The organism is Sphingomonas trueperi, assembly GCF_040545965.1.
In the GTDB taxonomy this organism is placed as follows: Bacteria; Pseudomonadota; Alphaproteobacteria; order Sphingomonadales; family Sphingomonadaceae; genus Sphingomonas; species Sphingomonas trueperi_C.
The window spans coordinates 412,720-437,838 of sequence record NZ_JBEPMV010000001.1; the positions used below are offsets into that span (position 1 = coordinate 412,720).

The 25,119-nt window shown below is 67.5% G+C and carries 30 protein-coding genes; 16 read left to right on the forward strand and 14 right to left on the reverse strand.

Annotated features, from left to right (window positions below; genetic code table 11):
- Positions 1-18: 18 nt before the first annotated feature.
- The 4 genes from ABIC35_RS02000 to ABIC35_RS02015 are packed head-to-tail and all read right to left on the reverse strand — an operon-like array spanning position 19 to position 2,537.
- Positions 19-1,026, reverse strand: a complete 1,008-nt coding sequence (locus tag ABIC35_RS02000) for a nucleotidyltransferase domain-containing protein (RefSeq protein WP_121078697.1) — start codon at positions 1,024-1,026, stop codon at positions 19-21.
- Positions 1,023-1,874: an HprK-related kinase A gene (locus ABIC35_RS02005; protein WP_121078699.1), complete on the reverse strand. Its 852-nt coding sequence runs from the start codon at positions 1,872-1,874 to the stop codon at positions 1,023-1,025. Before ABIC35_RS02005 ends, ABIC35_RS02000 begins: the two co-directional genes overlap by 4 nt.
- A complete protein-coding gene (locus ABIC35_RS02010; protein ID WP_121078701.1) occupies positions 1,862-2,137 on the reverse strand; it encodes an HPr-rel-A system PqqD family peptide chaperone in 276 nt (91 codons plus the stop codon). The genes ABIC35_RS02005 and ABIC35_RS02010 overlap by 13 nt, the downstream gene beginning before the upstream one ends.
- A 10-nt stretch (positions 2,138-2,147) precedes the next feature.
- On the reverse strand, positions 2,148-2,537 hold the full coding sequence (locus ABIC35_RS02015) for a hypothetical protein (RefSeq protein ID WP_121078703.1): 390 nt from the start codon (positions 2,535-2,537) through the stop codon (positions 2,148-2,150).
- Between the two features lie 82 nt (positions 2,538-2,619).
- Here ABIC35_RS02015 and ABIC35_RS02020 point away from each other — a divergent pair, with 82 nt between their 5' ends.
- The 10 genes from ABIC35_RS02020 (at position 2,620) to ABIC35_RS02065 (ending at position 12,591) form a co-directional block, all read left to right on the forward strand.
- Positions 2,620-3,825, forward strand: a complete 1,206-nt coding sequence (locus ABIC35_RS02020) for an ATP-binding protein (RefSeq protein ID WP_121078705.1) — start codon at positions 2,620-2,622, stop codon at positions 3,823-3,825.
- 88 nt (positions 3,826-3,913) lie between these two features.
- Positions 3,914-4,945 (forward strand): substrate-binding domain-containing protein, encoded by a 1,032-nt coding sequence (locus ABIC35_RS02025; RefSeq protein ID WP_121079589.1) that lies wholly within the window; start codon positions 3,914-3,916, stop codon positions 4,943-4,945.
- A 40-nt stretch (positions 4,946-4,985) separates the two neighbouring features.
- Entirely contained in the window at positions 4,986-6,362 is a 1,377-nt protein-coding gene (gene pstC / locus ABIC35_RS02030) for a phosphate ABC transporter permease subunit PstC (protein WP_121078707.1), read from the forward strand.
- Positions 6,355-7,656 carry a phosphate ABC transporter permease PstA gene (gene pstA, locus ABIC35_RS02035; RefSeq protein WP_121078709.1) on the forward strand — a complete coding sequence of 434 codons (1,302 nt, stop codon included), beginning with the start codon at positions 6,355-6,357 and terminating at the stop codon, positions 7,654-7,656. The genes pstC and pstA overlap by 8 nt, the downstream gene beginning before the upstream one ends.
- Positions 7,656-8,432 carry a phosphate ABC transporter ATP-binding protein PstB gene (gene pstB / locus ABIC35_RS02040; RefSeq protein WP_121078711.1) on the forward strand — a complete coding sequence of 259 codons (777 nt, stop codon included), beginning with the start codon at positions 7,656-7,658 and terminating at the stop codon, positions 8,430-8,432. The genes pstA and pstB overlap by 1 nt, the downstream gene beginning before the upstream one ends.
- Positions 8,432-9,133 (forward strand): phosphate signaling complex protein PhoU, encoded by a 702-nt coding sequence (gene phoU / locus ABIC35_RS02045; RefSeq protein ID WP_121078713.1) that lies wholly within the window; start codon positions 8,432-8,434, stop codon positions 9,131-9,133. The genes pstB and phoU overlap by 1 nt, the downstream gene beginning before the upstream one ends.
- A gap of 9 nt (positions 9,134-9,142) precedes the next feature.
- A complete protein-coding gene (gene phoB, locus ABIC35_RS02050; RefSeq protein ID WP_121078715.1) occupies positions 9,143-9,835 on the forward strand; it encodes a phosphate regulon transcriptional regulator PhoB in 693 nt (230 codons plus the stop codon).
- A gap of 125 nt (positions 9,836-9,960) precedes the next feature.
- Positions 9,961-10,413 carry a hypothetical protein gene (locus ABIC35_RS02055; RefSeq protein WP_121078717.1) on the forward strand — a complete coding sequence of 151 codons (453 nt, stop codon included), beginning with the start codon at positions 9,961-9,963 and terminating at the stop codon, positions 10,411-10,413.
- A gap of 103 nt (positions 10,414-10,516) precedes the next feature.
- Complete coding sequence (locus ABIC35_RS02060) at positions 10,517-11,407, forward strand: SDR family NAD(P)-dependent oxidoreductase (protein ID WP_121078718.1); 891 nt, start codon at positions 10,517-10,519, stop codon at positions 11,405-11,407.
- A 71-nt stretch (positions 11,408-11,478) separates the two neighbouring features.
- On the forward strand, positions 11,479-12,591 hold the full coding sequence (locus ABIC35_RS02065) for a hypothetical protein (protein WP_121078720.1): 1,113 nt from the start codon (positions 11,479-11,481) through the stop codon (positions 12,589-12,591).
- Between the two features lie 38 nt (positions 12,592-12,629).
- On the opposite strand, the gene ABIC35_RS02070 is transcribed toward ABIC35_RS02065, so the two are convergent.
- Both ABIC35_RS02070 and epsC read right to left on the reverse strand, forming a co-directional pair.
- Positions 12,630-12,968, reverse strand: coding sequence for a DUF2794 domain-containing protein (locus ABIC35_RS02070; RefSeq protein ID WP_121078722.1), 339 nt, complete (start codon positions 12,966-12,968; stop codon positions 12,630-12,632).
- Positions 12,968-13,657 carry a serine O-acetyltransferase EpsC gene (epsC, locus tag ABIC35_RS02075; protein ID WP_121078724.1) on the reverse strand — a complete coding sequence of 230 codons (690 nt, stop codon included), beginning with the start codon at positions 13,655-13,657 and terminating at the stop codon, positions 12,968-12,970. The genes ABIC35_RS02070 and epsC overlap by 1 nt, the downstream gene beginning before the upstream one ends.
- Positions 13,658-13,812: 155 nt before the next feature.
- Between epsC and ABIC35_RS02080 the strand changes: the two genes are divergently transcribed.
- Both ABIC35_RS02080 and ABIC35_RS02085 read left to right on the forward strand, forming a co-directional pair.
- A complete protein-coding gene (locus ABIC35_RS02080; protein WP_121078726.1) occupies positions 13,813-14,586 on the forward strand; it encodes a sulfite exporter TauE/SafE family protein in 774 nt (257 codons plus the stop codon).
- 88 nt (positions 14,587-14,674) lie between these two features.
- On the forward strand, positions 14,675-15,910 hold the full coding sequence (locus ABIC35_RS02085) for an acyltransferase family protein (RefSeq protein WP_183049444.1): 1,236 nt from the start codon (positions 14,675-14,677) through the stop codon (positions 15,908-15,910).
- Here ABIC35_RS02085 and ABIC35_RS02090 read toward each other — a convergent pair.
- Complete coding sequence (locus tag ABIC35_RS02090) at positions 15,895-16,488, reverse strand: hypothetical protein (protein WP_121078730.1); 594 nt, start codon at positions 16,486-16,488, stop codon at positions 15,895-15,897. The genes ABIC35_RS02085 and ABIC35_RS02090 overlap by 16 nt on opposite strands.
- Before the next feature lie 155 nt (positions 16,489-16,643).
- Between ABIC35_RS02090 and ahpC the strand changes: the two genes are divergently transcribed.
- The 3 genes from ahpC (at position 16,644) to ABIC35_RS02105 (ending at position 19,929) form a co-directional block, all read left to right on the forward strand.
- Positions 16,644-17,207 (forward strand): alkyl hydroperoxide reductase subunit C, encoded by a 564-nt coding sequence (ahpC, locus tag ABIC35_RS02095; protein WP_066722263.1) that lies wholly within the window; start codon positions 16,644-16,646, stop codon positions 17,205-17,207.
- A gap of 131 nt (positions 17,208-17,338) precedes the next feature.
- Complete coding sequence (ahpF, locus tag ABIC35_RS02100) at positions 17,339-18,919, forward strand: alkyl hydroperoxide reductase subunit F (RefSeq protein WP_121078732.1); 1,581 nt, start codon at positions 17,339-17,341, stop codon at positions 18,917-18,919.
- A gap of 107 nt (positions 18,920-19,026) precedes the next feature.
- A complete protein-coding gene (locus ABIC35_RS02105) occupies positions 19,027-19,929 on the forward strand; it encodes a hydrogen peroxide-inducible genes activator (protein ID WP_354278190.1) in 903 nt (300 codons plus the stop codon).
- Between the two features lie 33 nt (positions 19,930-19,962).
- Here the strand turns inward: ABIC35_RS02105 and ABIC35_RS02110 are convergent, their stop codons facing one another.
- The 5 genes from ABIC35_RS02110 to ABIC35_RS02130 form a co-directional block, all read right to left on the reverse strand.
- The gene (locus tag ABIC35_RS02110; protein ID WP_121078736.1) at positions 19,963-20,265 is read right to left on the reverse strand and encodes a ribbon-helix-helix domain-containing protein; all 303 of its coding nucleotides are present in this window, start codon (positions 20,263-20,265) and stop codon (positions 19,963-19,965) included.
- A 33-nt stretch (positions 20,266-20,298) separates the two neighbouring features.
- On the reverse strand, positions 20,299-20,736 hold the full coding sequence (locus ABIC35_RS02115; RefSeq protein ID WP_121078738.1) for a molybdenum cofactor biosynthesis protein MoaE: 438 nt from the start codon (positions 20,734-20,736) through the stop codon (positions 20,299-20,301).
- On the reverse strand, positions 20,733-20,990 hold the full coding sequence (gene moaD, locus ABIC35_RS02120; RefSeq protein WP_121078740.1) for a molybdopterin converting factor subunit 1: 258 nt from the start codon (positions 20,988-20,990) through the stop codon (positions 20,733-20,735). The genes ABIC35_RS02115 and moaD overlap by 4 nt, the downstream gene beginning before the upstream one ends.
- Positions 20,990-21,544 carry a CDP-diacylglycerol--glycerol-3-phosphate 3-phosphatidyltransferase gene (gene pgsA / locus ABIC35_RS02125; RefSeq protein WP_121078742.1) on the reverse strand — a complete coding sequence of 185 codons (555 nt, stop codon included), beginning with the start codon at positions 21,542-21,544 and terminating at the stop codon, positions 20,990-20,992. The genes moaD and pgsA overlap by 1 nt, the downstream gene beginning before the upstream one ends.
- Positions 21,545-21,713: 169 nt before the next feature.
- The gene (locus tag ABIC35_RS02130) at positions 21,714-22,400 is read right to left on the reverse strand and encodes an APH(3') family aminoglycoside O-phosphotransferase (RefSeq protein ID WP_354278192.1); all 687 of its coding nucleotides are present in this window, start codon (positions 22,398-22,400) and stop codon (positions 21,714-21,716) included.
- A gap of 111 nt (positions 22,401-22,511) precedes the next feature.
- On the opposite strand from ABIC35_RS02130, the gene ABIC35_RS02135 reads away from it, so the two are divergent.
- The gene (locus ABIC35_RS02135) at positions 22,512-23,807 is read left to right on the forward strand and encodes an MFS transporter (protein WP_121078744.1); all 1,296 of its coding nucleotides are present in this window, start codon (positions 22,512-22,514) and stop codon (positions 23,805-23,807) included.
- Positions 23,808-23,813: 6 nt separating this feature from the next.
- Here ABIC35_RS02135 and ABIC35_RS02140 read toward each other — a convergent pair whose 3' ends face one another.
- Positions 23,814-23,978, reverse strand: coding sequence for a hypothetical protein (locus ABIC35_RS02140; protein WP_183049445.1), 165 nt, complete (start codon positions 23,976-23,978; stop codon positions 23,814-23,816).
- 123 nt (positions 23,979-24,101) lie between these two features.
- Entirely contained in the window at positions 24,102-25,112 is a 1,011-nt protein-coding gene (locus ABIC35_RS02145) for a LacI family DNA-binding transcriptional regulator (RefSeq protein WP_121078746.1), read from the reverse strand.
- Positions 25,113-25,119 lie beyond the last annotated feature (7 nt).

The following is a 25,119-nucleotide window of genomic DNA, read 5'->3' on the forward strand; positions in this document are numbered from 1 at the left end:
CGACGGGCATCGGCCGGTTCAGCCCGGCCGGTGCCCCTTGCACCATTTCGTCCAGAGATGCCGGGCGAGCATCGCCGGCGGCATCCGTAGTGCGTGCGAGCGGAGGTAGAAGCCGAGCTGCACCGCCTTGCGGGTCGACCGGCCCCAGGCGTCGCGCGCGGTCAGCCGGCGATGGAACAGCGGATCGAGCGCGCCCCAGCCCTGCCATGCCGGCGGGGCTTCGGTGCCGTAGAGACACACCGCCTGCCGCACGGCGCGGCGCATCGCGGCGCTCAGCCCGTGATGCGCGGCACGTTCTGCCAATCGGTCGAAGCCGAACTCGCCGAGCAGGCAGTGAATGTCCCACAAGTTGCGCATGCCGCCCGCGACGTCACCGTCGGCGAACAGATGCGCAGCGGCGTGGCAGAGCATGTCCTGCGGCCCCAGGATGCGCAGCCCGTTCTCCAGCGCGATGCTATCCGCCAGCAGCCCCGCCGCATCGGGGCGCATGCGCGCGGTGAGCGGCAGGATCGTGTGGTGGACGTCGATCATCTTGTCGCGGTCGCGGTGGATCAGCGGCGGCAGCTCGTGCATCCAGCGGCGGTAATAGGCGTCGTCATAGGGATCGGGCTTCACCCATTCCCAGCCCGCCGCGAGCAGCGCCGCCTCCACATCCTCGATGGCGTCGCGCGGCACGAGGATGTCGAGATCGCCGATCACCCGCCCGGTCGAAGGCGACAGCCCCGCCGCGGCATAGGCGGTACCCTTGAGCAGCACGATCGGCGCATCGATCCCGGCGAGCGCGCGCCGCGCCATCTCGGCTTCCCACAAGGCGGCGGTGCGGCCCTGTTCGGCCGAGGCGATGGCGTCTTCCACCAGCCGCGCCGCGGCCTGCGGCATCGGCAGCCCGGCGATGCGATGCGCGAGCGTGCCCGCCAGCTGCTCGGCGCGCGCGACCGCCCAGAGCGCGTTCCAGTCGGACGCGGCCAAGCCCTCAATCGCGCCGGGTTCGCGCAGCACGCGAGCGAGCAGCAGCGCCGGGTTCATGCCAGCGCCTCCACCATCGCCAGCGCCGTCTCGGCATCGGGATAGTCGATCGCGCGCGCGGGAACCGTCTGCACCAGCCGAGTCAACGCCTCGAACCCGCGCTCGGCGAGCGTGACATAGTTGGTGGAGGCCTGGGTGAGCCGGACGAATGCTTCGCTCGGCAGCACCGGACGCTCTGCCGGCTCGAAGCCGAAGCGCGGAAAGAGGATCAGGCTGGGTTCGGCGGGCACTTCCATGGCGGCGATGGCGCGCGCATCGGGCACCAGATGGCGGATCACGCCCTTGGGCGTGCCCTCCAGCAGCGGCCCGAAGCGCGCCTCCGGCAGCGCCCGCGCGACCACCGCGATCGCCTCGTTCTTCAGGCTGACCAGCCGCGGAAAGGCGTGCGCCTTCCCGGTGGCGCAATCGATCAGCGCGAATTCGTCGCCCATCAGCCGCCAGCCGCGCGCCATCAGCAGCGCGGCGAGCGTCGACTTGCCCGCCCCCGAGATGCCGGTCATCAGCACCGCGCGGCCGTCCCGCTCGACCATCGCGGCGTGGAGCAGCAGATAGCGCCGCAGCCCCAGCGCCATCTGCAGGTTCATCCCCATCTCGGCGGCGAGCAGCCCTTGGGAGAGCGGCAGCGGCGCGGCATCGGGGATCACGAAGTCGCCCGCGATATGGACCGAGGGCCGCAGCACCCGCCGCCACGGCCGCGCGGCGAACAGGTGCACGTTGAAGTCGGCGATACCGTCCTGCGGCGCCGGATAGTCGCGATAGAGATCATCAAGCGCGGCGATCGGCTCGTGCCAATGGCTGCCGATGCGGAAGCCCAGCGGGCCGATGCGGAGCAGCTTCAGATGGCGCATGTCCGCTCCACCAGCCCGGCCGCGACCAGTTCGTCGAGCCGCACCGCCAGCGCGGCGGGATCGGGATCGGCGAGGTCGAACCGCTCGCTCAGCACCGCCAGCAGCCCGGCCACGTCGCGCGGGCCTTCGCCGAGGATGTCGAGGATCTCGGGCACCGGCGCGTCGACGATATGGGTGATGCCCGAGGCGCGGTGATAGATCAGGGTCAGCGCATCCAGCGGCACGATACGCAAGGTCGCGGGATCGGCGGCGCGATAGAACACCGCCCGGCCCTCAGCCGCGCGGCATCTGCAGCGAGGCGAAGCAGGTGAAGCCGCTGGTCCCGCGCTGCAAGCGGCGGATATAGTTGGTATAGGCGCGGCTCGCCTGCGGATCGGTGCCCGGCAGCGTGCCGCCGTTGAGTGCGCGCTTGACGTCCTGCGCCTTGAAGTTGCGCCCCGGGGCCGGGAAGGCGCCGGGCGTGCGCGCCGGCACGACGCGACCGTCGGGCGCGATATAGCTGCCCGCGCGGCCCGGATCGGTCACCGGGATCTCGCACTGCATCACCGAAGCATTGGTCTGCGCCAGCGCCGGGCGGATCGAGACGATCGCAGCCGCGCTCGCCGCGCCGAGCATCAGCGCGCGCCGACGGGTCGGCAGGTCTTCGGATTTGGGATCGTCCATTGCCCTCTTCTTCTGCGCCCGCGCCCATTTCGCAATCGTAAATACGGGCTCGTCTTGGGACGATTGCACGCTAGAAGGCGCCATGCTTTCGGCCCATGGCTTCCGAATCAGCCTCGCACTGGGTGTCGCCGCGCTGTCGGCGGTCGTCGGGCTGTTGGCCGGGGGCGACCTGCAGCTGACCCTGGTGCTGCTGGTCGGCGCGGTCGCCGCGGTGCTGATCGTCGCGATCGGCGGCGATCCCGCGCCCGCCCCCCGCGACGATGCCACGGCAGCCGACCGCGATCCCGCCTTCGCCGAAGTGATCGAGGCCATTGCCGAACCGGTGCTGGTAATCGCCGCCACCCGCGTGATCGCCGCCAACGCCGCCGCCCGCTCGCTGCTCGGCAAGCATATCCTGGGCGAGGATGTCCGTCTGGCGATCCGCCACCCCGCCGCCGCCGAGCGCCTGCTCGATCCGGGCGAGGACCATAGCGCCCCCATTCACCTTGTGGGCCTCGGCACGCGCGAGCAGCGCTGGGAGATGCGCGTCCGCACGCTGGAGACGGGCGAGCGCGTCGTCCATCTCGTCGATCGCACCGGCAGCTATACCGCCGATCGGATGCGCGTCGATTTCGTCGCCAATGCCAGCCACGAGCTGCGCACGCCCCTCGCCTCGCTGCTCGGCTATGTCGAGACGCTGGCCGACGGCGCCGGCGAGGAGCCGGAGATCCGCGCCCGCTTCCTCAAGATCATGCACGACGAGGCGCGGCGCATGGACCGGCTGATCAGCGACCTGATCTCGCTCAGCCGGATCGAGGCGGAGAAATATCGCGCGCCGGCGGAGTCGGTGCAGCTCGCCGATCTGATCGACCAGGTCTGCACCGAGCTTTCCGGCAGCGCCCGTGCCGCCGATCTGGTGACCGAGATCGAGGCGGTGCCGCCGGTGCGCGGCGACCGCACCCAACTCAGCCAGTTGCTCCACAATTTGATCGGCAATGCGATGAAATACGGTCGCGCCGGCACGCCGGTGACCGTCTCGCTGCGCAGCGAGGGCGACACGATGGTCCGCTTCGCCGTCGCCGATCAGGGCGAAGGCATCCCCGCCGAGCATATTCCGCGGCTGACCGAGCGCTTTTATCGCGTCGATTCGGGACGCAGCCGCTCGCTGGGCGGTACCGGGCTGGGCCTCGCCATCGTCAAGCATGTGGTCGAGCGTCACCGCGGGCGCTTCGATATCGCGTCGACGGTGGGCGTCGGCACCACCGTCTCGGTGCGGCTGCCGATCGAACCGACTGTCATAAAGTCGTAACGCGATTACCGGATGGGCGGTGCGTGGGAAGCGAGGCGCAGACTCCGCGATCCGAAACACCGCCATCCTCGGGGAGCAAGAAGTGACGATGCTGGGTCGTCTAGCGCTGATCGCCTTCGGTACGCTCGCCTTGTCGGCGTGCGACGGCAGCGCCACGCGCGAAATCCGCGTCGTCGGCTCCTCCACCGTCTATCCCTTTACCACGGCCGTGGCCGAGGCGTTCGTCAACGCGCGCAGCGGCCGCAAGGCGCCGGTGGTGGAATCGATCGGCAGCGGCGCCGGCCTCCGCCGCTTCTGTGAGGGCGTGGGCGCGCAGTTCCCGGACATCGCCAATGCCTCGCGCCGGATGACGCGCAAGGAATATGATCGCTGCGAGCAAAACCAGGTCGGCGAGATCCTGGAGATCGTCATCGGCCTGGACGGCGTGGCGCTCGCCGAATCGAACCAGGGTCCGAAGCTCCAGCTCAGCAAGCGCGACGTCTATCTGGCGCTCGCCGCCAAGCCGCTCGGCAAGCCCAACACCGCGCGCACCTGGCAGAACGTGAACCCCAGCCTGCCCGCGATCCCGATCCTGGTGATGGGCCCGCCCTCGACCAGCGGCACCCGCGACGCGTTCGTCGAGCTGATGCTGGCGCCCGGCTGCCTGGAGGCCGATCCCAACGCCACGAAGCTCAAGGCCGAAGCCGATCCTTCGCACTATGACGCCGAATGCCGCCGCATCCGCGACGACGGCCCCTATGTCGACAAGGGCGAGAACGACAATCTGATCGTCCAGGGCCTGGCGCAGAACCCCAATGCGCTCGGCATCTTCGGCTATTCCTATCTCGAAGAGAACCGCAACCGCCTGCACGGCGTGCCGATCGAAGGCGTGGCGCCCAGCTATGCGACGATCGCCGACGGGCAATATCCGGGCGCGCGCCCGCTCTACCTCTATGTGAAGAAGCGCCACCTCAAGGCGGTCCCGGGGCTCAAGGATTTCCTGACGCTCTACACCACGCTTTGGGGCCCGGGCGGTCCGCTGGTGAAGCGCGGGCTGATCGCAGCGCCCGAGGCGATGCGTGCCGAGATGGCGAAGCGCGTGGCCGATCTCACCCCGCTCGATCCGGCCGCACTCAAGTGACGCCGCCTTTCGCCCCCCATTTCGCTGAGTTGCTCCGCCGGTGAACCCCTTCGCGTTACTGTTCCTGATTCTCGGCTTGGGGCTGATCGGCTGGCTGACGGCGCGCGCCCGTGCGCTGCGCTTCGATCGCGGTGGCGCCAAGCGGCTCCATTCGCTGCCGGCACAGCATGGCTGGTTCGTCGGCATGTGGACGATCCTGCCGCCGCTGCTGTTCCTGGTCGTCTGGTCGGGGATCAGCCCGGGGCTGGTCCGCCAGACCGTGCTGCAGAGCCCCGCCGCCACCGGCCTGTCCGACTTCGCCTTCGAGCGCGACTCGGTGCTCGCCCAGGCGCGCGCCGTGGCGAAGAACCCGTACGAGACAGAGGCCGATCCCCTCGCCCGCCAGCTCGCCCCGGTGGTGCGCGCCGCCAGCAGCCGCTATGCCTGGACCGGCACCGCAGCCGCCGTGCTGCTCGCTTTTGCCGGCGCCGCCTTTGCGCTCAGCCGCATCCGCGCCGATTTCCGCGCCCGCTCCAAGGTGGAGCGCACGCTGATGATGGGGCTGCTGGTCGCCTCGCTGATCGCGATCTTCACCACCATCGGCATCTTCGTCTCGCTCTTCTGGGAATCGCTGCGCTTCTTCGGCCAGGTGCCGATCACCCAGTTCCTGTTCGGCACCCATTGGAGCCCGCAGGTGATCGACGCGAAGGATCCCGGCGCCTCGCTCGGCGCGGTGCCGCTGTTCTGGGGCACCTTCTTCATCGGCGCGGTGATCGCGATGCTGGTCGCCATTCCGTTCGGGCTGATGAGCGCGGTGTACCTCACCCAATATGCCTCGCCGACCACGCGGCGCTGGATGAAGCCGACGCTGGAGATGCTCGCGGGCGTACCCACCGTCGTCTATGGCTATTTCGCCGCGCTTACCGTTGCCCCTGCCGTGCGCAAGCTCGCGGTGCTGCTCGGCGACCCCTTTGCCTCGTCCGAAAGCGCGCTGGCGGCCGGGCTGGTGATGGGCGTGATGATCATCCCGTTCGTCTCCTCGATGGCCGACGACTCGCTCGCTGCCGTGCCGACCTCGATGCGCGACGGCAGCCTGGCGATGGGCGCGACCACCAGCGAGACGATCTCGCGCGTGCTCGTCCCCGCAGCGCTACCGGGCGTGGTGGCGGGCGTGCTGCTCGCGGTGAGCCGCGCGATCGGTGAGACGATGATCGTGGTGATGGCCGCCTCGGGCGCCGCGACGATCACGCTCAACCCGCTGCAGAGCGCCACCACCGTCACCAAGCAGATCGTCGACCTGCTGACGGGCGAGGCCGAGTTCGACAGCCCCAAGACGCTCGCCGCCTTCGCGCTGGGCCTGACGCTGTTCGTGATCACCCTGCTGCTCAACATCGTCGCGCTGCGCGTCGTGAAGAAGTATCGCGAAGCCTATGAATAAGCCCGCCGCCCCGCTGGCCGAACGCCGGCCGACCGACTGGACGAGCCCGGCGATGCAGAAGCGCATCCGCCGTCGCTATGCCGCCGAACGTCGTTTCCGCGCGCTCGGCGCGGGGGCGGTGATCCTGTCGGCGGCGTTCCTCGGCTTCCTGCTGCTCACCATGGTGGCGCAGGGCTGGCGCGGCTTCACCGTCACCGAGCTGGCGCTGCCGATCGACCTCCGGGCCGACGGGCTCAAGATCGAGCGCGCGCAGCTCGCCACCCCCGCCGCCGATCTCGCCTTGGCGAGCGCGGGTCTGGAGGACGTGGTGGACAATGCCGCCACGCGCGCCTTCGGGACCGAGGGCCCGACCTATCTCGCCCCCAGCGCCTGGCTGGCGGTGCGCAGCGCGGTGAAGCGCGATCCGTCGCTGCTCGAGCGGCGCGCGACCGTATACGTCCCCGCCGCCACCGGTTTCGACCGTGCGCTGGCCGGCGACGGGGATCCGGCGATGGAAGCCGGGGTAGCCCGGCTGACCAAGCAGGGCGCGATCCGCCGCGGCTTCAACTGGACGTTCCTCAGCGAATCGGATTCGACCGACCCTGTCGCGGTCGGCGTGTGGGGCGCGCTCAAGGGTTCGCTGCTCACCATGGCGGTCACCTTCCTGATCGCCTTCCCGGTGGGCGTGCTCTCGGCGATCTATCTCGAGGAATATGCGCCCAAGAACCGCTGGACCGACCTGATCGAGGTCTCGATCAACAATCTCGCGGCGGTGCCCTCGATCATCTTCGGCCTGCTCGGGCTCGCGGTGTTCCTCGGCACTTGGCAAATCGGCGGTCATACGTTCGGCCCGATGCTCCCGCGCTCGGCGCCGCTGGTCGGCGGCGTGACGCTCGCGCTGATGATCATGCCCGTCATCGTCATCGCCAGCCGCAACGCGATCAAGGGCGTGCCGCCGTCGATCCGCGACGCCGCGCTCGGCATTGGCGCGAGCCCCATCCAGGTGGTATTCCACCATGTCCTGCCGCTGGCGATGCCGGGCATCCTCACCGGCACGATCATCGGCATGGCCCGCGCGCTGGGCGAGACCGCGCCGCTGCTGCTGATCGGCATGCGCGCCTTCATCGTCACCGCGCCGGGCGGCTTCACCGATCCGTCGACGGTGCTGCCGGTGCAGATCTTCCTCTGGTCCGACGAGGTCAGCCGCGGCTTCGTCGAGAAGACGAGCGCCGCGATCCTGGTGCTGCTCGCGGTGCTGCTCGCGATGAACGGGCTCGCCATCTACCTCCGCAACAAGTGCGAGACCCGCTGGTAATGACCGTCGCCTCCCCCGCCCCCCACAAGATGTCGGCCCGCGGCGTCAGCGTGTTCTACGGCCAGAAACAGGCCGTGAAGGACGTGTCGATCGACGTCGACATGGACAAGGTCACTGCGTTCATCGGCCCGTCGGGCTGCGGCAAGTCGACCTTCCTGCGCACCTTCAACCGGATGAACGACACCATCGCCAGCGCGCGGGTGAGCGGCGAGATTACGCTGGACGGCGCGGACATCTATGCCGACGACATGGACGTGGTGCAGCTGCGCGCCCGCGTCGGCATGGTGTTCCAGAAGCCGAACCCCTTCCCCAAGTCGATCTTCGAGAATGTCGCCTATGGCCCGCGCATCCACGGCCTGGCGTCGTCCAAGAGCGATCTGGAAGGCATTGTCGAGCGCTCGCTGAAGCGCGCGGGGCTGTGGGAGGAAGTGAAGGACCGCCTGTCCGACAGCGGCACCGCCCTTTCCGGCGGCCAACAGCAGCGGCTGTGCATCGCGCGCGCGATCGCGGTCGATCCCGAAGTGATCCTGATGGACGAGCCGGCCAGCGCGCTCGATCCGATCGCCACCGCCAAGATCGAGGAGCTGATCCACGAGCTGCGCGGGCGCTACGCGATCGTGATCGTCACGCACAACATGCAGCAGGCCGCGCGCGTCTCGCAGCGCACCGCCTTCTTCCATCTCGGCCAGCTGGTCGAATATGGCGAGACCGACAACCTCTTCACCGCCCCCCGCGAGGAGCGCACGAAGGACTATATCACCGGAAGGTATGGCTGATGGCAGGGGCCCACGAACATACGGTCAAGGCGTTCGATCAGGACATCAGCCAGCTGCGCGCGCTGATCTCGCAGATGGGCGGGCTTGCCGAACAGGCGATCTACGACGCGATGAAGGCGCTGCAGCGCGGCGACGAGGCGCTCGCCAAGACCGTCCGCAAGAAGGACAAGCAGATCGACGCGATCGAGGCCGAGCTGGAAAAGCTCGTCGTCCGCGTCATCGCGCTGCGCGCGCCGATGGCGGACGATCTGCGCGAGGTGATCGCCGCGCTCAAGATCGCCGCGGTGATCGAGCGGATCGGCGATTATGCCAAGAACATCGCCAAGCGCGTGCCGATGATTCATGCCGAGGGCGAGGAGCGGATCGAGGCGGTGTCGGTGCTGCCCGCGATGGGCCAGATCGCCGCCGACATGGTCCGCGCCGCGCTCGACGCCTTTTCGGCGCGCGATGCCAAGGCGGCGGCCGAGGTGCATGCCAGCGATACCGCGCTCGACGATTTCTACGATTCGATCTTCCGCACGCTGGTGACCTTCATGGTCGAGAATCCGCGCACGATCAGCCAGGTCGCGCACCTGCTGTTCGTCGCCAAGAATCTGGAGAGGATCGGCGACCACGCAACCAACGTCGCCGAAATGGTCTATTTTGCCGCGACCGGGCACTATCTCGCCGAGGCGGAAGCCGGCGAAAGCAGCGGGAGCTGAGGGGAACATATGGCACGGGTCAAGATGCTGCTGGTGGAAGACGATGCCGCGATCGCGGAGCTCGTCACCTGGCATTTCAAGCGCGAAGACTATGAAGTGAAGCACACCCCCGATGGCGAGGAAGCCCTGCTCCTCGCCAAGGAGGCGACGCCGGACATCGTGCTGCTCGACTGGATGGTCGAGGGGCTGTCCGGCATCGAGGTGTGCCGTCGGCTGCGTCGCATGCCGGAGACGGCGAACGTGCCGATCATCATGCTGACGGCGCGCGGCGAAGAAGAAGACCGCGTCCGCGGGCTCGAGACCGGCGCCGACGATTATGTCACTAAGCCCTTCTCGCCGCGCGAGCTGGTCGCGCGGGTCGGCGCAGTGCTGCGCCGCGTGCGCCCGGCACTGGCCGGCGAGGCGCTGACCTATTCGGACATCGAGATGGACACGGTGGGCCACAAGGTCCGCCGCGGCGGCGAGGTGATCCAGCTCGGGCCGACCGAGTTCCGCCTGCTCAAGCATTTTCTCGAGCATCCGGGCTGGGTGTTTTCGCGCGAGCGGCTGCTCGATGCGGTCTGGGGGCATGACAGCGACATCGAATCGCGCACCGTCGACGTCCATATCCGCCGCCTCCGCAAGGCGATCAATAGGGGCAATAGGCCGGACATCATCCGCACCGTCCGCTCGGCCGGATACGCGCTCGACGCGGGGAACTGAGCCGAAATCGGGGCGCGGCGGCGTTGGATTGCCGTGCCCCGACTCCTGCTTCTCGGAAACGTGGTTGCAACAATCCGCCGCGGCGGACGTTCGCACCTCGTCTTTCATGAAGAAGGAGACACACAATGAAGTGGATGCTTCTCGCCTCGGCGATGGTCCTTAGCGGCACCGCCATCGCGCAGGATATGCCGGCGCAGCAGACGACGCCGGACCAGACCCAGGCCCAGCCCGCCCCGCCGGCGGCGCCAATGCAGGGCCAGACGACCCCGCAGACCGATCCCGCCGCCCCGCCCGCCCCGATGAACGGCACGACCGGCGCCGGCGAAGCCACGCCGCCCCCGCCGCCCCCGCCCCCGCCGGGTTCGGGCGTGGCCCCCTCGCCGCCGCCGCCCCCGGGCACGACCGCGCCGGGCGCACCGCCTGCACCGCCGGCACCAGCTGACGCTGCAGCACCGCCGCCGCCCGCAGCGGCGCCTGCTCCGGCCGCTGCGGCCGCACCGCCGCCGTCTGATCCGGCAAGCTATCCGCGCTGCTCGCGTACCGTGAAGGACCATTGCCGCCAGCCCGGCGGCAAGTAAGTCCCATGCCTCCTCCCCTCCCGCCCGCGGGAGGGGAGCAAGGTTGGCGTCCTGGCCAACCTCCCCTAGGCTCTCCGCAAAACCTTGTTGGAGAGCATCGCCCATGACCATTCGCTTCGACAACCGCGTCGCCATCGTTACCGGTGCCGGCGGCGGGATCGGCCGCGCCTATGCGCTGGAACTCGCCAAGCGCGGCGCGCATGTCGTGGTGAACGACCTGGGCGCGAGCCGCGACGGGTCGGGCCATTCCGATGCCGCCCGCGCGGTGGTCGCCGAAATCGAAGCACTCGGCGGCGAGGCGATCGCCGACGGCGGTAGCGTCACCGATGCCGCGGCGATGGTCGCGATGGCCGAGGCAGCCAAGGCGCGCTGGGGCCGAATCGACATCCTGATCAACAATGCCGGCGTGCTCCGCGACAAGAGCTTCGCCAAGATGACGCCCGAGGATTTCGCCTTCGTCGTCGACGTCCATCTGATCGGCTCGGCCAATGCCACCAAGGCGGTGTGGGAGCCAATGCGCGAGCAGGGCTATGGCCGCATCCTGATGACCGCGTCCTCGACCGGGCTGTTCGGCAATTTCGGCCAGGCGAATTACGGTGCAGCCAAGCTCGGCCTCGCCGGCCTCACCAAGACGCTGCACCTTGAAGGTGCCAAGCACGGCATCCGCGTCAATACCATCGCGCCGGTCGCGGGCACGCGGATGACCGAGGACCTCTTCCCCGAAGCCGCGTTCGCTGCTTTTGCGCCGGAGCATGTCGCCCCCGCCGCGCTGTTTCTGGTGTCGGAGGACGCGCCCAGCAACATGATCGTCGGCGCCGGCGCGGGCTTGGTGCAGGCAGCCTATATCACCCTCACGCCAGGCGCGGTGCTGGCCGAGCCCACGCCGGAGTCCGTCGCCGCGCAATGGGCGCAGATCATCGACCGCACCCGCGAGATCGTGCCCGGATCGGGCGCCGAGCAGACCATGGCGATCCTCAGCAAATTGCAGCATTAGGCCCCGCGCATCACCGTATTGCATCAGCAATACACTCGTGGCATTCTTCTCGGCACGAAGGAGGATTGCCGATGTATAGCGAAAGCGAACTGGCAGGCGCCGTGGAGGCGGGGGCACTTACCCCCGATGCCGCGACGGCGTTCCGCAACTATGTCGCCGCCAGCCGGGCAACGCCCGCGGTGGACGAGGAGCATTTCCGGCTGCTGAGCGGCTTCAACGACATCTTCGTCACCATCGCGGCGGCGCTGATCCTGCTGGCGATCGGCAAGCTGGGCGGGAGCCTGGTGCAGGCGCTCGTCGGCAGCGGTCCCGAGCCGCGCATCGTCGGCGCGAACCTGATCGGCGGCGGCGCAGCCGTGGCGGCGACCAGCTGGATGCTGGCGGAATATTTCACCGCGCGGCGCCGGCTCGCCCTTCCCTCGATCCTGCTGCTGCTCGGCTTCGTCGCGGGCGCAGGCGCCACGATCGCCGGACTGATCGTGATCAACATCCCGTGGATCGAAACCGCGCTGCACATCACCACGGAACCCCAGCGCGAGCGGATCGCCGGCGTAATCGCGGCCGTTGCCGGCACGCTCACCGCCGTCGCCGCCTGGGTGCACTGGCGCCGCTTCATGGTGCCGATCACTGTCGCTGCCGGGGCACTGGCCGTGGTCGGGATTTCGGTTGGGCTGATCACGTCCCTGATCCCCGCTGCCAAGGAGTGGGTCAATGCGATCCTGCTGGTCGGCGGCATCGCGACGTTCATCGCGGCGATGCGCTGGGACATGACCGATCTCGAGCGCCGTACCCGTCGCGCCGACGTCGCCTTCTGGCTGCACCTCGCCGCCGCGCCGCTGATTGCGCACCCGGTGTTCCACATGCTCGGCGTGTTCGACGGCGAGATCGGCGCGCCGATGGCGGCGCTGGTCTTCGCGCTCTACCTGTTCTTCGCCTTCGTCGCACTGGCGGTGGACCGCCGCGCGCTGCTCGTCTCCAGCCTCGCCTATGTGCTGTGGGCGATGTACTCGCTGTTCCACCAGAGCGGCGCAGTCGAGCTGAGCGCGGCGTTCACCGGGCTGGTGATCGGGTCGGCGCTGCTGTCGCTCTCCGCCTTCTGGCACCCGATGCGCCGCGCCGCCGTCGGAATCCTTGGCGACTTCGCTCGCCGCCTGCCGCCGACCCAGCAGGGCGCGCTGGCCTGATCCTGATGCCGGCCCTCCTCGTGGGGAGGGCCGGTACCTTACTCTTCCACCAGCTTCATCAGCCGCCGCTCGACCGGCGCCAGCACCGGGCCCAGCTCATGCCCACGCTTGAGCACCGCACCGCTTTCGTTGATCAGCGCCCACATGCCCTGGCGGTTGCGCAGCGACGGCCGCTTCTCGATCCGGAATTCGGGCCGCTCGGCGGCGCGGCGGAAGGCGGCGAAGGCGGCGAAGTCTTTCTCGAACTGCATCGCATAATCGCGCCAGTGCCCGGCCGCGACCATCCGGCCGTAGAGATCGAGGATCCGGTTGAGTTCGAGGCGGTCGAAGCCGACCTGCTCAGGGCGCGCGAGAGGAAGCGGCGTGACGGTCCCCATCAGGCGCGGTCGCGCCGTTCGGCATCGGTCGCACGCTCGGCAATCACCGCGTCGAGCCGCTTGCGCAGCGTGTCGAGTTCGCAGCGCATCAATTCCAGCTTCTGGGTGGAGGGATCGAACACGTCGCTGCACGGCGTGCCATAGGGCACGAAATCCTTCTGCCAGGTCACCGCCTCGACCAACGTCGGCTTGGCGGGGATACCCACCATCACCGCGCCGGGTGCCACGTCCTTGGTGACGACGGCGTTGGCGCCGATCCGCGCCCGCTCGCCCACGGTGATCGGCCCCAGCACCTGCGCGCCCGAACCGATGATCACGCCGTCGAGCAGGGTCGGGTGGCGCTTGCCGCCCACGCCGTTGTCCGGGCTGGTGCCGCCCAGCGTCACGCACTGGTAGATGGTGACATTGTCGCCGATGATCGCGGTCTCGCCGATCACGACGAAGCCGTGGTCGATGAAGAAATTGTCGCCGATCGTCGCGCCGGGATGGATGTCGATCGCCGTCATCCAGCGCGCCCAGTGGTTGACCAGCCGGGCGAGGAAGAAGAAGCGGCGGCGGAACAGCGCGTGCGCGATGCGGTGATAGCCGAGCGCCCAGACGCCCGGATAGAGCAGGATTTCCAGCCGGCTGCGCGGCGCTGGATCGCGCGCATGAATCGAATCGAGATAGCGCTTGAGACGCTGGTACATGGCCGGACCCCTTTGCAGCCCGCAAAATAGGGGAGCATGGCCAAGATTTCCAGCATCGCCCCGCGGCATGCCGGTCCCGTTCATACACTATCGGGGTTGTGGGATTTGGCGGAACCCGCCATTTCGGGAGGAAGACCGCCGCAACAGGGGCATGGATGTTCGCCGGAATCACGCTCGCCGAAATGCTGCCCTATGTCGCCGTCGGTTTCGCCGCCCAGCTGGTGGACGGCGCGCTCGGCATGGCATTCGGGGTGATTTCGAGCACGCTGCTGGTGAGCGTGCTGGGCATCGCGCCTGCCACCGCCTCGGCCGGCGTCCATCTGGTCGAGACGATGACGACCGGGGTCTCCGGGCTCAGCCATGTCCTGCACCGCAACGTCAACTGGCGACTGTTCGCGCGGCTGCTGATCCCCGGCATTATCGGCGGCGTGCTCGGCGCCTATGTGCTGACGACGCTCGACGCCTCCGTGACTCGGCCGTTCGTGATGGCCTATCTCTCCGCTATCGGGCTCTATCTGTTGTTCCGCGCGATCCGCTTCGCCCCGCATCCCCGCGAGCCGAAGATCGTCGAGCCGCTGGGCCTAGCCGGCGGGTTCCTCGATGCGGCGGGCGGCGGCGGCTGGGGGCCGGTGGTGACCAGCAACCTGCTTGTCCAGGGCGCGCAGCCGCGCACGACGATCGGCACGGTGAACACCACCGAGTTCTTCCTGACGCTGACCATCTCGGCGACGTTCCTGTTCCATATCGGCGCGCAGGGCTTCACGCCCGATTTTTGGCACCCGGTATTGGGGCTGCTGATCGGCGGCGTGGTTGCGGCACCGTTCGGGGCGATGTTCGCCAAGCGCATGCCGGTGCGGCTGTTGCTGAGCCTTGTCGGCATCGTGCTGACCGCAACCAGCGCGTTCAGTCTCTATCGGGCGCTCGCCTGAACTCGTTTCGCGCGCGCCGCACGTGCAAAGCGGGTGGCCGCATGATACGCATGGCAGCGCTATCTCCGCGATGAGAGGTTTAACCGACGTGAGTCTTTCGGCCGACCCCTTCACGTTCAGCTTCTTCCTCTTCTATCCTCTTTCGCTCCTCGCCGCGGTACTTGCCGGCGGTGCGCTGCGGCGGTTCGGCTTTCCGGTTCCCATGGGCCCGCGCTTCGGCAATATCGACGGGCTGCGCGGCTTCCTCGCCCTGTCGGTGCTCAGCCATCATTTCTGGATCTGGACACACGTCGTCGTGTTCGGCCAGCCCTGGTCGGCGGCGAACCTGGCGATCGTCAATCAACTCGGCGCGGGCGCAGTGGCGCTGTTCTTCATGATCACCGGGCTGGTCTTCTACCCCACCGCGCTGAAGGGGATCGGCAACGTCTTCTGGCCGAAGGTCTATATCGGCCGTTTCTTCCGCATCGTGCCGCTGGTAGCGGTGTCGTTCCTGATCATCTCGCTGGTGATCATGCTGCGGACCGGCGCACGGCCCGATGCCGGCTATCCCCGCGCCGCGCTGGAATGGATCAGCGCGCATCGCGAAGTCCCGATCATGGGCTATGCCGATAGCGGGCTGGTCAACGCGCTCGTGCTCTGGTCGCTCTGGCAGGAATGGCTGTTCTACCTGATCCTGCTGCCCGCAGTTGCGCTGGCACTGCAGCTTGCCAAGGCGATGAAGCTGCCGAGCTGGACCGTGCCCGTTGGCGTACTGCTGGTAGGCATCGTCGCCCATTTCCTGCACTTCGCGCCGGGCCTGCTCTCCTTCTGGCCACTCTTCGCCGCGGGCATGCTGGCCTATGAGCTCTGCGCCCGTGATGCCGTCCGGCGCTGGCTGGCCTCACGGACCGCGGCGATCATCGCCACGCTGGCGATGATCCCGGCCGTGACGCTGTTCGACCATGGGCTTACCCCGGCCTTCTTCCCCTTCGCCTTCTTCTTCTGCTGCGTGGCAGCGGGAAACCGCTTCGGCGGCATCTTCTCGCTGCCTGGCGCTGCCGTCGTGGGGGAGGTATCGTTCGGCATCTATCTGCTCCACGGCATCCTGCTGAACGTGCTGTTCGTCGATGCGACGCCAATCGTTCAGGTGATCCCGGTGGCAGCGCTGCCGCTGCTGATCCCAGTGCTCGCGGTGCTGATCGTGTTGATCACCGCGGCCACCTATCTGCTGATCGAGCGCCCGGCATGGCGCTTCGGCAAGCGGGTCGGCGAGCGCCTGCGGCCGGCAGCCGCGCGCACCGCGGCCGGGACGGCGGAAACCGCCGGGGTTCAATCGCGCGGATAATAGCGCGTGGCGGTCAGCCGCGCAGATACCGCGCAACTCTTGGTGTCTCGATAGCCCGCCCCGCGCAGCGCCGTTCGAATCGCCGCGTCACCGAAGGACACGCCTTTACCCTTCGGATAAAAAGCCCACAAAGGCAGGCGCGCCGGCAGCGGTTGCGAGGCGATCAGCGCGTCGAGATCGGCGGACTGCTCGACCATGCCCAGGAGCACCGCCGCCTCATTCGGTGACGAGGCGCAGGCGCCGTCGATCGCCGCAACCAGTTCGGGTTCGGTAGCGGGTAGGCCGACCCAATATGCCCGGTCTCGTGCCAGCCCGAGCTTCTCGCGGAGCGACGGCGGCACTTGCTGGATCGCCGCCATCCACTTCGCCGCTGCAGACGCGCCGAGATGCAGCGCCACCGACTCTCCGGCATAGTCGAAGCATAGCAAGCCCGAGTCCATGCGAAGCGACTCCAGCCTTGATCGGGCGAAGTGCCGGCGAATGGCGCCGCGCAGGATCAGCGCATCTGCTTCCAGCAGCAGCTTCACCTCCCCCGCCGCGCTGCCGACTTCGGCTTGGACGATCGCTTCGCGCCCCATCGCAGCCTCCTGATTCCTCGACCGCCTCGATTAATGTTGCACCACTGAGTGATATACTCGATCAGCCCAAGCGGGTCTTCCAATTTCACAGACCCTGCGCGGCCGCCTATATCCGGCTTCGCAACAGCAACCCCCGTTCTGGAGGAACAACACTCATGGCTCTTATCGGCAGCACCATCAAGCCGTTCACCGCACAGGCCTACAAGGAAGGCAAGTTCGTCGAAGTCACCGACGCCGACGTGAAGGGCAAGTGGGCGGTCTTCTTCTTCTACCCGGCGGATTTCACCTTCGTGTGCCCGACCGAGCTGGAAGACCTGGCCGATATCTACCCGACCCTGCAGGGCATGGGCGTTGAAGTCTACTCGGTTTCGACCGACACCCACTTCAGCCACAAGGCGTGGCACGACACCTCGCCCGCGATCGGCAAGATCAACTACTACATGCTGGGCGACCAGAACCACACCATCTCGAACAACTTCGACGTTCTGCGTGCGGGTCAGGGCCTGGCCGACCGCGGCACCTTCGTGGTCGACCCGGACGGCGTGATCCAGATCATGGAAGTCACTTCGGAAGGCGTTGGCCGCAACGCCCAGGAACTGCTCCGCAAGATCAAGGCCGCGCAGTATGTCGCCGCCCACCCGGGCGAAGTCTGCCCCGCCAAGTGGGAAGAAGGCGCCGAGACCCTCGCGCCGTCGCTCGACCTGGTCGGCAAGATCTAAGACCCGATTCTCTTCGGAGGGTCACAGAGTACGGCGCCCGCCCCTGCCCCCCTTGCGGGCGCCGGTTGCGCCCCGGAGCGGATCCCCCCTCCGCTCCGGGGCGTTTTAGTAGAAGATACAGGAGTTTTCCCATGCTCGACGCCACTCTGACGCAGCAGCTCAAGGGCTATCTCGTGAACATCCGCGAGCCGATCGAGCTCGTCGCCAGCCTGGGCGACGACGCCAAGTCGCGCGAGCTGGGCGAGCTGCTGGCGGCCATCGCCGCGCTTTCCGACAAGATCGACCTCGTCCACGCCGACGACAAGCGCAAGCCCAGCTTCATGATCCGCCGCAAGGGCACCGATATCGGCGTCCGCTTCGCCGGCATCCCGATGGGGCATGAGTTCACCTCGCTGGTGCTCGCCCTGCTCCAGGTTGGCGGCCACCCCAGCAAGGCGGCGCAGGAACTGATCGAGCAGGTTCGCAACATCGAGGGCGATTTCAGTTTCGAGACCTATTTCTCGCTGTCGTGCCAGAACTGCCCGGATGTGGTGCAGGCGCTGAACCTGATGGCGGTGCTCAACCCCAATATCCGCCACGTCGCGATCGACGGTGCGCTGTTCAAGGAAGAGGTCGAGGGCCGCAGGGTCATGGCCGTGCCGACCGTGTATCTGAATGGCGAGCCCTTCGCCTCGGGCCGGATGGACCTCGAGCAGATCGTCGCCAAGATCGACACCGGCGCCGAAGCCCGCGCGGCCGAGAAGATCAAGCAGAAGGACCCGTTCGAGGTGCTGATCATCGGCGGCGGCCCTGCTGGTGCAGCCGCGGCGATCTACACCGCGCGCAAGGGCATCCGCGTGGGTGTCGCGGCCGAGCGTTTCGGCGGCCAGGTGCTCGACACCATGGGCATCGAGAATTTCATCTCGGTCTCGCACACCGAAGGCCCCAAGCTGGTCGCGCAGCTCGAGCAGCATGTGAAGGACTATGATGTCGACGTCATGAATCTGCAGCGCGCCGAGAAGCTGATCCCGGCCAAGCGCGAAGGCGGCCTGCACGAAGTGGTGCTGGCCAATGGCGCGAGCCTGAAGGCCAAGGCGGTCATCCTCTCCACCGGTGCACGCTGGCGGCAGATGAACGTCCCCGGCGAGGACGAGTATCGCAACAAGGGCGTCGCGTACTGCCCGCACTGCGACGGCCCGCTGTTCAAGGGCAAGCGCGTCGCGGTGATCGGCGGCGGCAACTCGGGTGTCGAGGCCGCAATCGACCTGGCCGGTATCGTTGCCCATGTCACGCTCATCGAGTTCGACAGCCAACTGCGCGCCGACGCGGTGCTGCAGCGCAAGCTCGCCAGCCTGCCCAACGTCAAGATTCTCACCTCGGCGATGACCACCAAGGTCAATGGCGACGGCGAGAAGGTCTCGGGTCTCAGCTACAAGGACCGCAACAGCGGCGCCGAGCATGACATCGAGCTGGAAGGCATCTTCGTCCAGATCGGCCTGGTGCCCAACACCGAATGGCTGAAGGACGCGGTGGCGCTCACCCAGCGCGGCGAGATCGAGATCGATGCGCGCGGCGAGACCAGCCAGCCCGGCATCTTCGCGGCGGGCGACTGCACCACCGTGCCGTACAAGCAGATCGTGATCGCGATGGGCGCGGGTTCGACCGCGGCGCTCTCGGCCTTCGATTACATGATCCGCCTGCCGGAAGAAGAACTTCAGGCTGTTGCCGCCTGAGCCCCTGCGCTCCCCTGGTCGCCCGGTGCGATCGGGGGAGCGGCTATTCACTTCCCATGTTCGATCCAGCCACTATATACCCGCTCGACCATCGAGAGAGGCGATCAGTGGCGCAAACTTACCTCCCTACCCTCAAGCAGCTGCAATATCTGGTGGCGCTGCATGACGCCGGCCATTTCGGTCGCGCTGCGGAGGCGTGCTTCGTTACGCAGTCGACCCTGTCTGCCGGCATCCGCGAGCTGGAGACGCTGATCGGCGTCGTGCTGGTCGAGCGTACCCGCCGGGTGGTCCGCTTCACGCCGCTCGGCGAGCGGATCGTCGAGAAGGCCCGCCGTGTGCTGCGCGAGGCGGACGAACTGGGCGACCTCGCCCGCGCTGCCGGCCGTCCGCTATCGGGCGAGATGCGGATGAGCGTCATCCCCACCATCGCGCCCTTCCTGCTGCCGCGCATCCTGCCCAGGCTCCGCCAGCAATATCCCGACCTGAAGCTCTATCTGCGCGAGGAAACCAGCGGCCAGGCCTGCGAGGCGCTGAACCATGGCCGCACCGATTGCGTGCTGCTCGCCTTGCCCTTTTCCTGCGGCGACGTGGAAAGCGCGCGGTTGTTCGACGACCGGCTGTTCGTCGCCTTCCGCGACGGTGAGATGGACCCGACCGCCACGATCCATCCCGATGCGATCGACGAGACGCGGCTGCTGATGCTGGAAGACGGCCACTGCCTGAAGGACCATGCGCTGGCCGCCTGCAACCGCCCGGAGATGCGCGCCGAGGCGACGATGCTCGGCACCTCGCTGCACACCATGGTGCAGATGGTCGACAACGGTCTGGGCGTGACGATGCTGCCGGAGATGGCGGTGGATGCGGGCATCCTGGAACACACCTCGGTCAAGGCGCGGCCGCTGGATTCCGCCAACGCCTCGCGCAACATCGCGCTGGTCTGGCGCAAGGCATCCCCGCGCGAGCGCGATTTCCGGCTGCTCGCGGACGTGCTGACGCAGGCCCGCGATTAAGCGAAAGCCGGGCTCGCCAGAATAGCTTTTCCGCTACTCGACGATCGACGACGTGGATGCGGCTCTCGCCAAATCTGCACGCCGCTGGTGAATACGCTCCAGTAAGCCTTCGCGGGTCACAAGGACATAACCCTCGTCCGGCGTCGCAAAGGCGCGCTGCAACTCTGCTTTGAGCGTGTTGAACATCTCTCGCTCCACCTGCTCCTTGTCGCGACGGATCAAGTGGCGGATGTATTCGCTGGCGTTTTCAAACAGGCCGTCCTCGCCCACGTTGCGTGCAACGAAGCCGCTGAGCTGCCCAGTGACGCGAATTCTGAGAGTTTTTGACGCCTTCACGTCTCCGCATATATCACACAAAACCTAGGACACCTACACCCAGCCGGCGGCAGCCTCCGTGTCTGTGGCGCGCGGTTCCACCCAGCGCGTGCCGCCCGCCAGCCATTCGCGCTTCCAGAAGGGCGCGTCGGTCTTGAGCCGGTCGATCAGATAGGCGCAGGCCTCCAGCGCCTCGCGCCGATGCGCCGCCGCGGTGCCTACGAAGACGATCCGCTCGCCTGCCGTCATGCGGCCGACCCGGTGGACGATGGTCACGCCGAGCAGGTTCCAGCGGTCGATTGCAGCCTCGGCCAGCGCGCAGAGCGCCGCTTCGGTCATGCCGGCATAGTGTTCCAGCTCCAGCGCCTCGACGCCGTCGTCGGTCCGTACCACGCCGGTAAAGGTTGCGACGCCGCCAGCGCCGCGCTCCTCCAGCGCCGCGACTTCGACGCCCAGCTCGATCGGCGCGGGATCGACGGAGACGCGGATCATCCGCCCGTCACCGGCGGGAAGATCGCGACTTCGCGTGCATTGCCCAGCAGCGCATCGAGCGGCACGAACCGCTGGTCGATCGCCGCGCGAAGCTTGGCCGGTTCGGCAAAGGCGGCGGCATGACCGTCGCTCTGCTGCGAAAGCCAGTCGATCAGGTCGGCGATGTTGCGCACCGCCTCGGGCGGATCGATCTTCTCCTCGCCGGCCCCGATCCGTTCGCGCACCCAGGCGAAGTAGAGCATCGAAATCGTCATCAGCTGTCCATATGGCTCAGGCCGACGCGGAGATAGTCCCAGCCGGTGATCGCCGTCAGCACCGCCGCGCCCCACAGGGTGGTGAGTCCCACCACCATCACCCAGCCCCAGTCCGGCACAGCGCCCGAAAGGATGAGTGCGCCCAGCGACACCAGTTGCAACGTCGTCTTCCACTTGGCGAGACGGGAGACCGGCACCGAGACCTGGATGCCGCCCAGAAACTCGCGCAGCCCCGACACCGCGATCTCGCGCAGCAGGATCACCAGCGCCGCGATGACGTGCCAGTCGGCGATCACGCCCTTGCCCACCAGGATCAGGATCACGGCCGCCACCATGATCTTGTCGGCGATCGGATCGAGGAACACGCCGAGCTTCGACACCGTCCCCTGCGCGCGGGCCAGATAGCCGTCGAAATAATCGGTGACGCCCATAAGGCAGTAGAGCGCGAACGCGATCGCGTATCCGACGGCCCAGTGTGGCCACCAGAGGAACCACACCAGCAGCGGCACCGTGAAGATGCGCGACAGCGTGAGAATGTTCGGCAACGTCAACATCGACAAAGCCCTAGCACCGGCTTCGGCGCAACGGGAGGGCCAAAGGTCCGGGCCTTCAGAAGAATTCGTCGAGCCGGAGATGGAAGTCGAGCTTGGCCGGATCGAGTGCAATTCCATAAGCTTGGAGCATCGCCTCGGCGGCCGCCTCGCCGAATTCCGTCAGGCTGTGTCAGAGGATCGCGAGATCCTGCCACGGGTCGGCGATCCCCACCCGTCCCAGATCGATGCAGCCGGTCACCTCGCCCTGCACCACGAGCAGATTGTCGAGCGAGAAGTCGCCATGCGTCACCGCCCGATCGAACGCGGGCGGAATGGCGGCGAGCATCTCGTCCCAAACCTCTCGCGCAGATCTGCCTAGCCGCGCTTCGTCGAACTCGTCTTCCTCGACCAGCCCTGCTTCCATCCTGTCCCTCCCCGCCGCGAGCCGCAGCGCGTGGCCGGCGTTGAACGGGCAGCGTTCGACCGGAATCGCGTGCAGCCGGCGCAGGAACCGGGCCAGCGATGCCGCCAGCGCCGGGGCAGCAGCAGGATCCTCCTCCAGCAGCTGATAGGCCGTTCGCCCCGGCAGCCGCCCGGTCAGCATCCAGCCGCCCCCCGACTCCAGCCCGAAGCCATGCAGCGGCGGCACGGGGAGGTACCCGCCGAGCCAGCGCAGCCGCGCCATTTCGTCGACCAGATCCGACAGGGTCTCTGCCCCCGCGATCTTCAGATAGAGGTCCTCCTGCCCCTCCAGCACCAGCCGATAGACCGCGCAGCCCGACTGGCCGACCTGATCGCGAAACCAGGTCCGCCCGGCTACCAGCGGGACGAGCCCCGCGGATACCGCCACCGGCTCGATCGCCACTTCCCTTCCCATGTTCCCCCCTCGTTCTGCACCATACCGATTAATCGATTGAAGCCGCGCCCGCCCCCCGGTATGCCGCCCCCTCACCGTGCGGAACACCGCAGCGAGGGGAGCTATTATCGAATGATCGGTGCGCTCGGGCTGATGAAGGAGCGCCGCTTCCTGCCCCTATTCATCACGCAGTTCCTGGGAGCGTTCAACGACAACCTCTTCAAGAACGCGATGATCTTTTTCGCGACCTACCAGATTTTCAACTCGGTGGAGCAGGAGACGCAGTTCAGCGCGATCGCCACCGGCATCTTCATCCTGCCCTTCTTCCTCTTCTCCGCGCTGGCCGGCCAGCTCGCCGATACGCATGACAAGGCGAAGATCATGCGGATCATCAAGGCGGCCGAAGTCGGCATCATGCTGATCGGCGCGGCGGGCATCTTCCTCAAGAGCCTGCCGCTGATGCTGGTCGCGCTGGTCGGCATGGGGGTGCACTCCACCTTTTTCGGGCCGATCAAATATGCGGTGCTGCCGCAACACCTGGCCGAGGACGACGTGCTGGGCGGCACCGGCATGATCGAGGCCGGCACCTATGTGGCGATCCTGTTCGGCACCATCGCCGGTGGTCTGATCAGTGCCCATGCCGCCGCCTTCGCGGTGATCGGCGTGGCGCTGGTCGGCTGGATCGCCTCGCTGCAGATCCCGCCCGCGCCGCCGCTGACGCATCTGGAGATCGACCTCAACATCTTCCGCGCCTCGGCCCGGCTGATCTCGGCGACGATGCATATCCGCCGGCTGTTCCTCGCGATCGTGTCGATCAGCGTGTTCTGGTCGATCGCGGCGGTGCTCGGCGTGCTGTTCCCGCCGCTGGTCAAGAACGTGTTCCACGCCCAGAAGGACGTGGCGAGCGTGTTCCTCGGCATCTTCTCGATCGGCATCGCGATCGGATCGGTGATCATCAACAAGCTGCTGAAGGGCAATGTGTCGGCGCGCTACTGCGTGCCCTCGGTGCTGGCGATGACCGTGTTCGTGATCGATTTCCACTTCACCGCCCGCTACTGGCCGGTCCACGAAGGGCCGCTGCTCAAGACGATGGACTTCGTCCAGATGCCGGCGGCGTGGCATGCGCTGGGCGACCTGATCATGATCGCCACCACCGGCGGCATGTTCGTGGTGCCGCTCTACGCCTTCCTGACCACCACGGTTGAAAAGTCCCAGACTGCCCGGACCGTCGCGGCGAACAACGTCGTCAATTCCGGCGCGATGGTGCTGGGGTCGGTCGGCATCTTCGCCTTCACCCGCATCCCGGGCGTCGCTGTCGAGGATGCGCTGTGGGTGGTCGCGGTGCTGGCGCTGGCCTCGGCCTGGTGCGCGCGCAAGCTGCACAAGGAAGGCGACGTGCCGCGCGGTCGCGACGTCTGCCCGGAGTAACCGGGCCTATAGCAGGAACGTGTAGAAGCAGACGAAGAAGGCGGTGAAGCTCAGCGCGAAGAGCTTCACGTCGCCGTCTTCGCTCGCCTTGCGCTGGCGCACGATCACCTGCCGCACATGGCGGCGGAACGGATGGCGGCGGGTGCCGCGAAGGGCAAACGGCTGCTGCATGGCACGAGGTTAACGCGCCGTTTACGATTTCGACCAGCGGCAACCATGGTTAACGGCGTCCCGGGGCGGGATGGCGACGTGTCGTTGTCGCGATCCTACCCGCAGGGAGGATCGTGGAGCACCTCAGCCCTTCGGCGCGGGGCCCGTCGTGGCGCGCACCATCAACTCGTGCTCCAGCATCACCTGCGGCGTCACCGCGTTCCCCGACAGCATCAGATCCGCGGCCGCATAGGCAAGCTCGCGCACCGGCTGGCGGATGGTGGTGAGCGGCGGCCAGACCGCACGCGCTAGGTCCGAATCGTCGAACCCCGCGATCGACATTGCCTCTGGTACTGCGATGTCCGCCTCGTGCGCGGCTGCCAGCGCGCCTGCGGCCATGTCGTCATTGCCCGCGAAGATCGCGGTCGGCCGCGGCGTGTGGCCGAACAGCGCCCGCGCCGCCGCACCGCCCGAGGCGAAGCTATAATCGCCCGCGATCACCAGCGCCGGATCGAAGGCGATGCCGTGCGCCTCCAGCTCCTGGCGATAGCCGGCCAGACGGTCGGCGGAGGAAACATGGCTCTCGGGGCCGCGCACGAAGGCGATCTTGCGGTGGCCGAGCTGGAGCAGATGGCGCGTGATCTCGCGCGCCGCCGCTACGTCGTTCATCGTTGTCGCCAGCCCGTGATCCTTGCGCAGCCCCGGCGCGATGCGGACATAGGGCAGCTTGCGCTTGTCGAGCGCCTCGATCAGCTCGGGCATCTCGGTCAGTGGCGGCGACAGGATCAGTCCGTCGAGATGCGCCTCGTCGACCAGCGCCAGCACATCGGGCACCATGTCGGGCGCGTTGCTGTCGATCGGCTGCATCAGCAGGCGATAGCCAAGCTCATGGCACCGCTCCATCGCACCCGACTGGATGTGGAAGACATAATAGGGGCTGGGATTGTCGTAGAGCAGCGCCACCTGGAACGAGCGCCGCCCTGCCAGCGTGCGCGCGGCATGGCTCGGCCGGAAGTTGAGCTGCGCCACCACTTCCTCGACGCGCCGCCGCGTCTCTTCGCTGACATGTTTTTCGTTGTTGAGCACGCGGGAGACGGTCTTGAACGACACGCCGGCGATCTTCGAGACTTCCTTGATCGTCGGACGGCCGGCCATTCTCACT

Bases quoted from the DNA above. Each gene is read 5' to 3' on its own strand.
- ABIC35_RS02000 (WP_121078697.1), bottom strand. From the start codon at position 1,026: ATGAACCCGGCGCTGCTGCTCGCTCGCGTGCTGCGCGAACCCGGCGCG.
- ABIC35_RS02005 (WP_121078699.1), bottom strand. From the start codon at position 1,874: ATGCGCCATCTGAAGCTGCTCCGCATCGGCCCGCTGGGCTTCCGCATC.
- ABIC35_RS02015 (WP_121078703.1), bottom strand. From the start codon at position 2,537: ATGGACGATCCCAAATCCGAAGACCTGCCGACCCGTCGGCGCGCGCTG.
- ABIC35_RS02020 (WP_121078705.1), top strand. From the start codon at position 2,620: ATGCTTTCGGCCCATGGCTTCCGAATCAGCCTCGCACTGGGTGTCGCC.
- ABIC35_RS02025 (WP_121079589.1), top strand. From the start codon at position 3,914: ATGCTGGGTCGTCTAGCGCTGATCGCCTTCGGTACGCTCGCCTTGTCG.
- pstA (WP_121078709.1), top strand. From the start codon at position 6,355: ATGAATAAGCCCGCCGCCCCGCTGGCCGAACGCCGGCCGACCGACTGG.
- pstB (WP_121078711.1), top strand. From the start codon at position 7,656: ATGACCGTCGCCTCCCCCGCCCCCCACAAGATGTCGGCCCGCGGCGTC.
- phoU (WP_121078713.1), top strand. From the start codon at position 8,432: ATGGCAGGGGCCCACGAACATACGGTCAAGGCGTTCGATCAGGACATC.
- phoB (WP_121078715.1), top strand. From the start codon at position 9,143: ATGGCACGGGTCAAGATGCTGCTGGTGGAAGACGATGCCGCGATCGCG.
- ABIC35_RS02055 (WP_121078717.1), top strand. From the start codon at position 9,961: ATGAAGTGGATGCTTCTCGCCTCGGCGATGGTCCTTAGCGGCACCGCC.
- ABIC35_RS02060 (WP_121078718.1), top strand. From the start codon at position 10,517: ATGACCATTCGCTTCGACAACCGCGTCGCCATCGTTACCGGTGCCGGC.
- ABIC35_RS02065 (WP_121078720.1), top strand. From the start codon at position 11,479: ATGTATAGCGAAAGCGAACTGGCAGGCGCCGTGGAGGCGGGGGCACTT.
- ABIC35_RS02070 (WP_121078722.1), bottom strand. From the start codon at position 12,968: ATGGGGACCGTCACGCCGCTTCCTCTCGCGCGCCCTGAGCAGGTCGGC.
- epsC (WP_121078724.1), bottom strand. From the start codon at position 13,657: ATGTACCAGCGTCTCAAGCGCTATCTCGATTCGATTCATGCGCGCGAT.
- ABIC35_RS02080 (WP_121078726.1), top strand. From the start codon at position 13,813: ATGTTCGCCGGAATCACGCTCGCCGAAATGCTGCCCTATGTCGCCGTC.
- ABIC35_RS02090 (WP_121078730.1), bottom strand. From the start codon at position 16,488: ATGGGGCGCGAAGCGATCGTCCAAGCCGAAGTCGGCAGCGCGGCGGGG.
- ahpC (WP_066722263.1), top strand. From the start codon at position 16,644: ATGGCTCTTATCGGCAGCACCATCAAGCCGTTCACCGCACAGGCCTAC.
- ahpF (WP_121078732.1), top strand. From the start codon at position 17,339: ATGCTCGACGCCACTCTGACGCAGCAGCTCAAGGGCTATCTCGTGAAC.
- ABIC35_RS02115 (WP_121078738.1), bottom strand. From the start codon at position 20,736: ATGATCCGCGTCTCCGTCGATCCCGCGCCGATCGAGCTGGGCGTCGAA.
- moaD (WP_121078740.1), bottom strand. From the start codon at position 20,990: ATGACGATTTCGATGCTCTACTTCGCCTGGGTGCGCGAACGGATCGGG.
- pgsA (WP_121078742.1), bottom strand. From the start codon at position 21,544: ATGTTGACGTTGCCGAACATTCTCACGCTGTCGCGCATCTTCACGGTG.
- ABIC35_RS02130 (WP_354278192.1), bottom strand. From the start codon at position 22,400: ATGGGAAGGGAAGTGGCGATCGAGCCGGTGGCGGTATCCGCGGGGCTC.
- ABIC35_RS02135 (WP_121078744.1), top strand. From the start codon at position 22,512: ATGATCGGTGCGCTCGGGCTGATGAAGGAGCGCCGCTTCCTGCCCCTA.
- ABIC35_RS02140 (WP_183049445.1), bottom strand. From the start codon at position 23,978: ATGCAGCAGCCGTTTGCCCTTCGCGGCACCCGCCGCCATCCGTTCCGC.
- ABIC35_RS02145 (WP_121078746.1), bottom strand. From the start codon at position 25,112: ATGGCCGGCCGTCCGACGATCAAGGAAGTCTCGAAGATCGCCGGCGTG.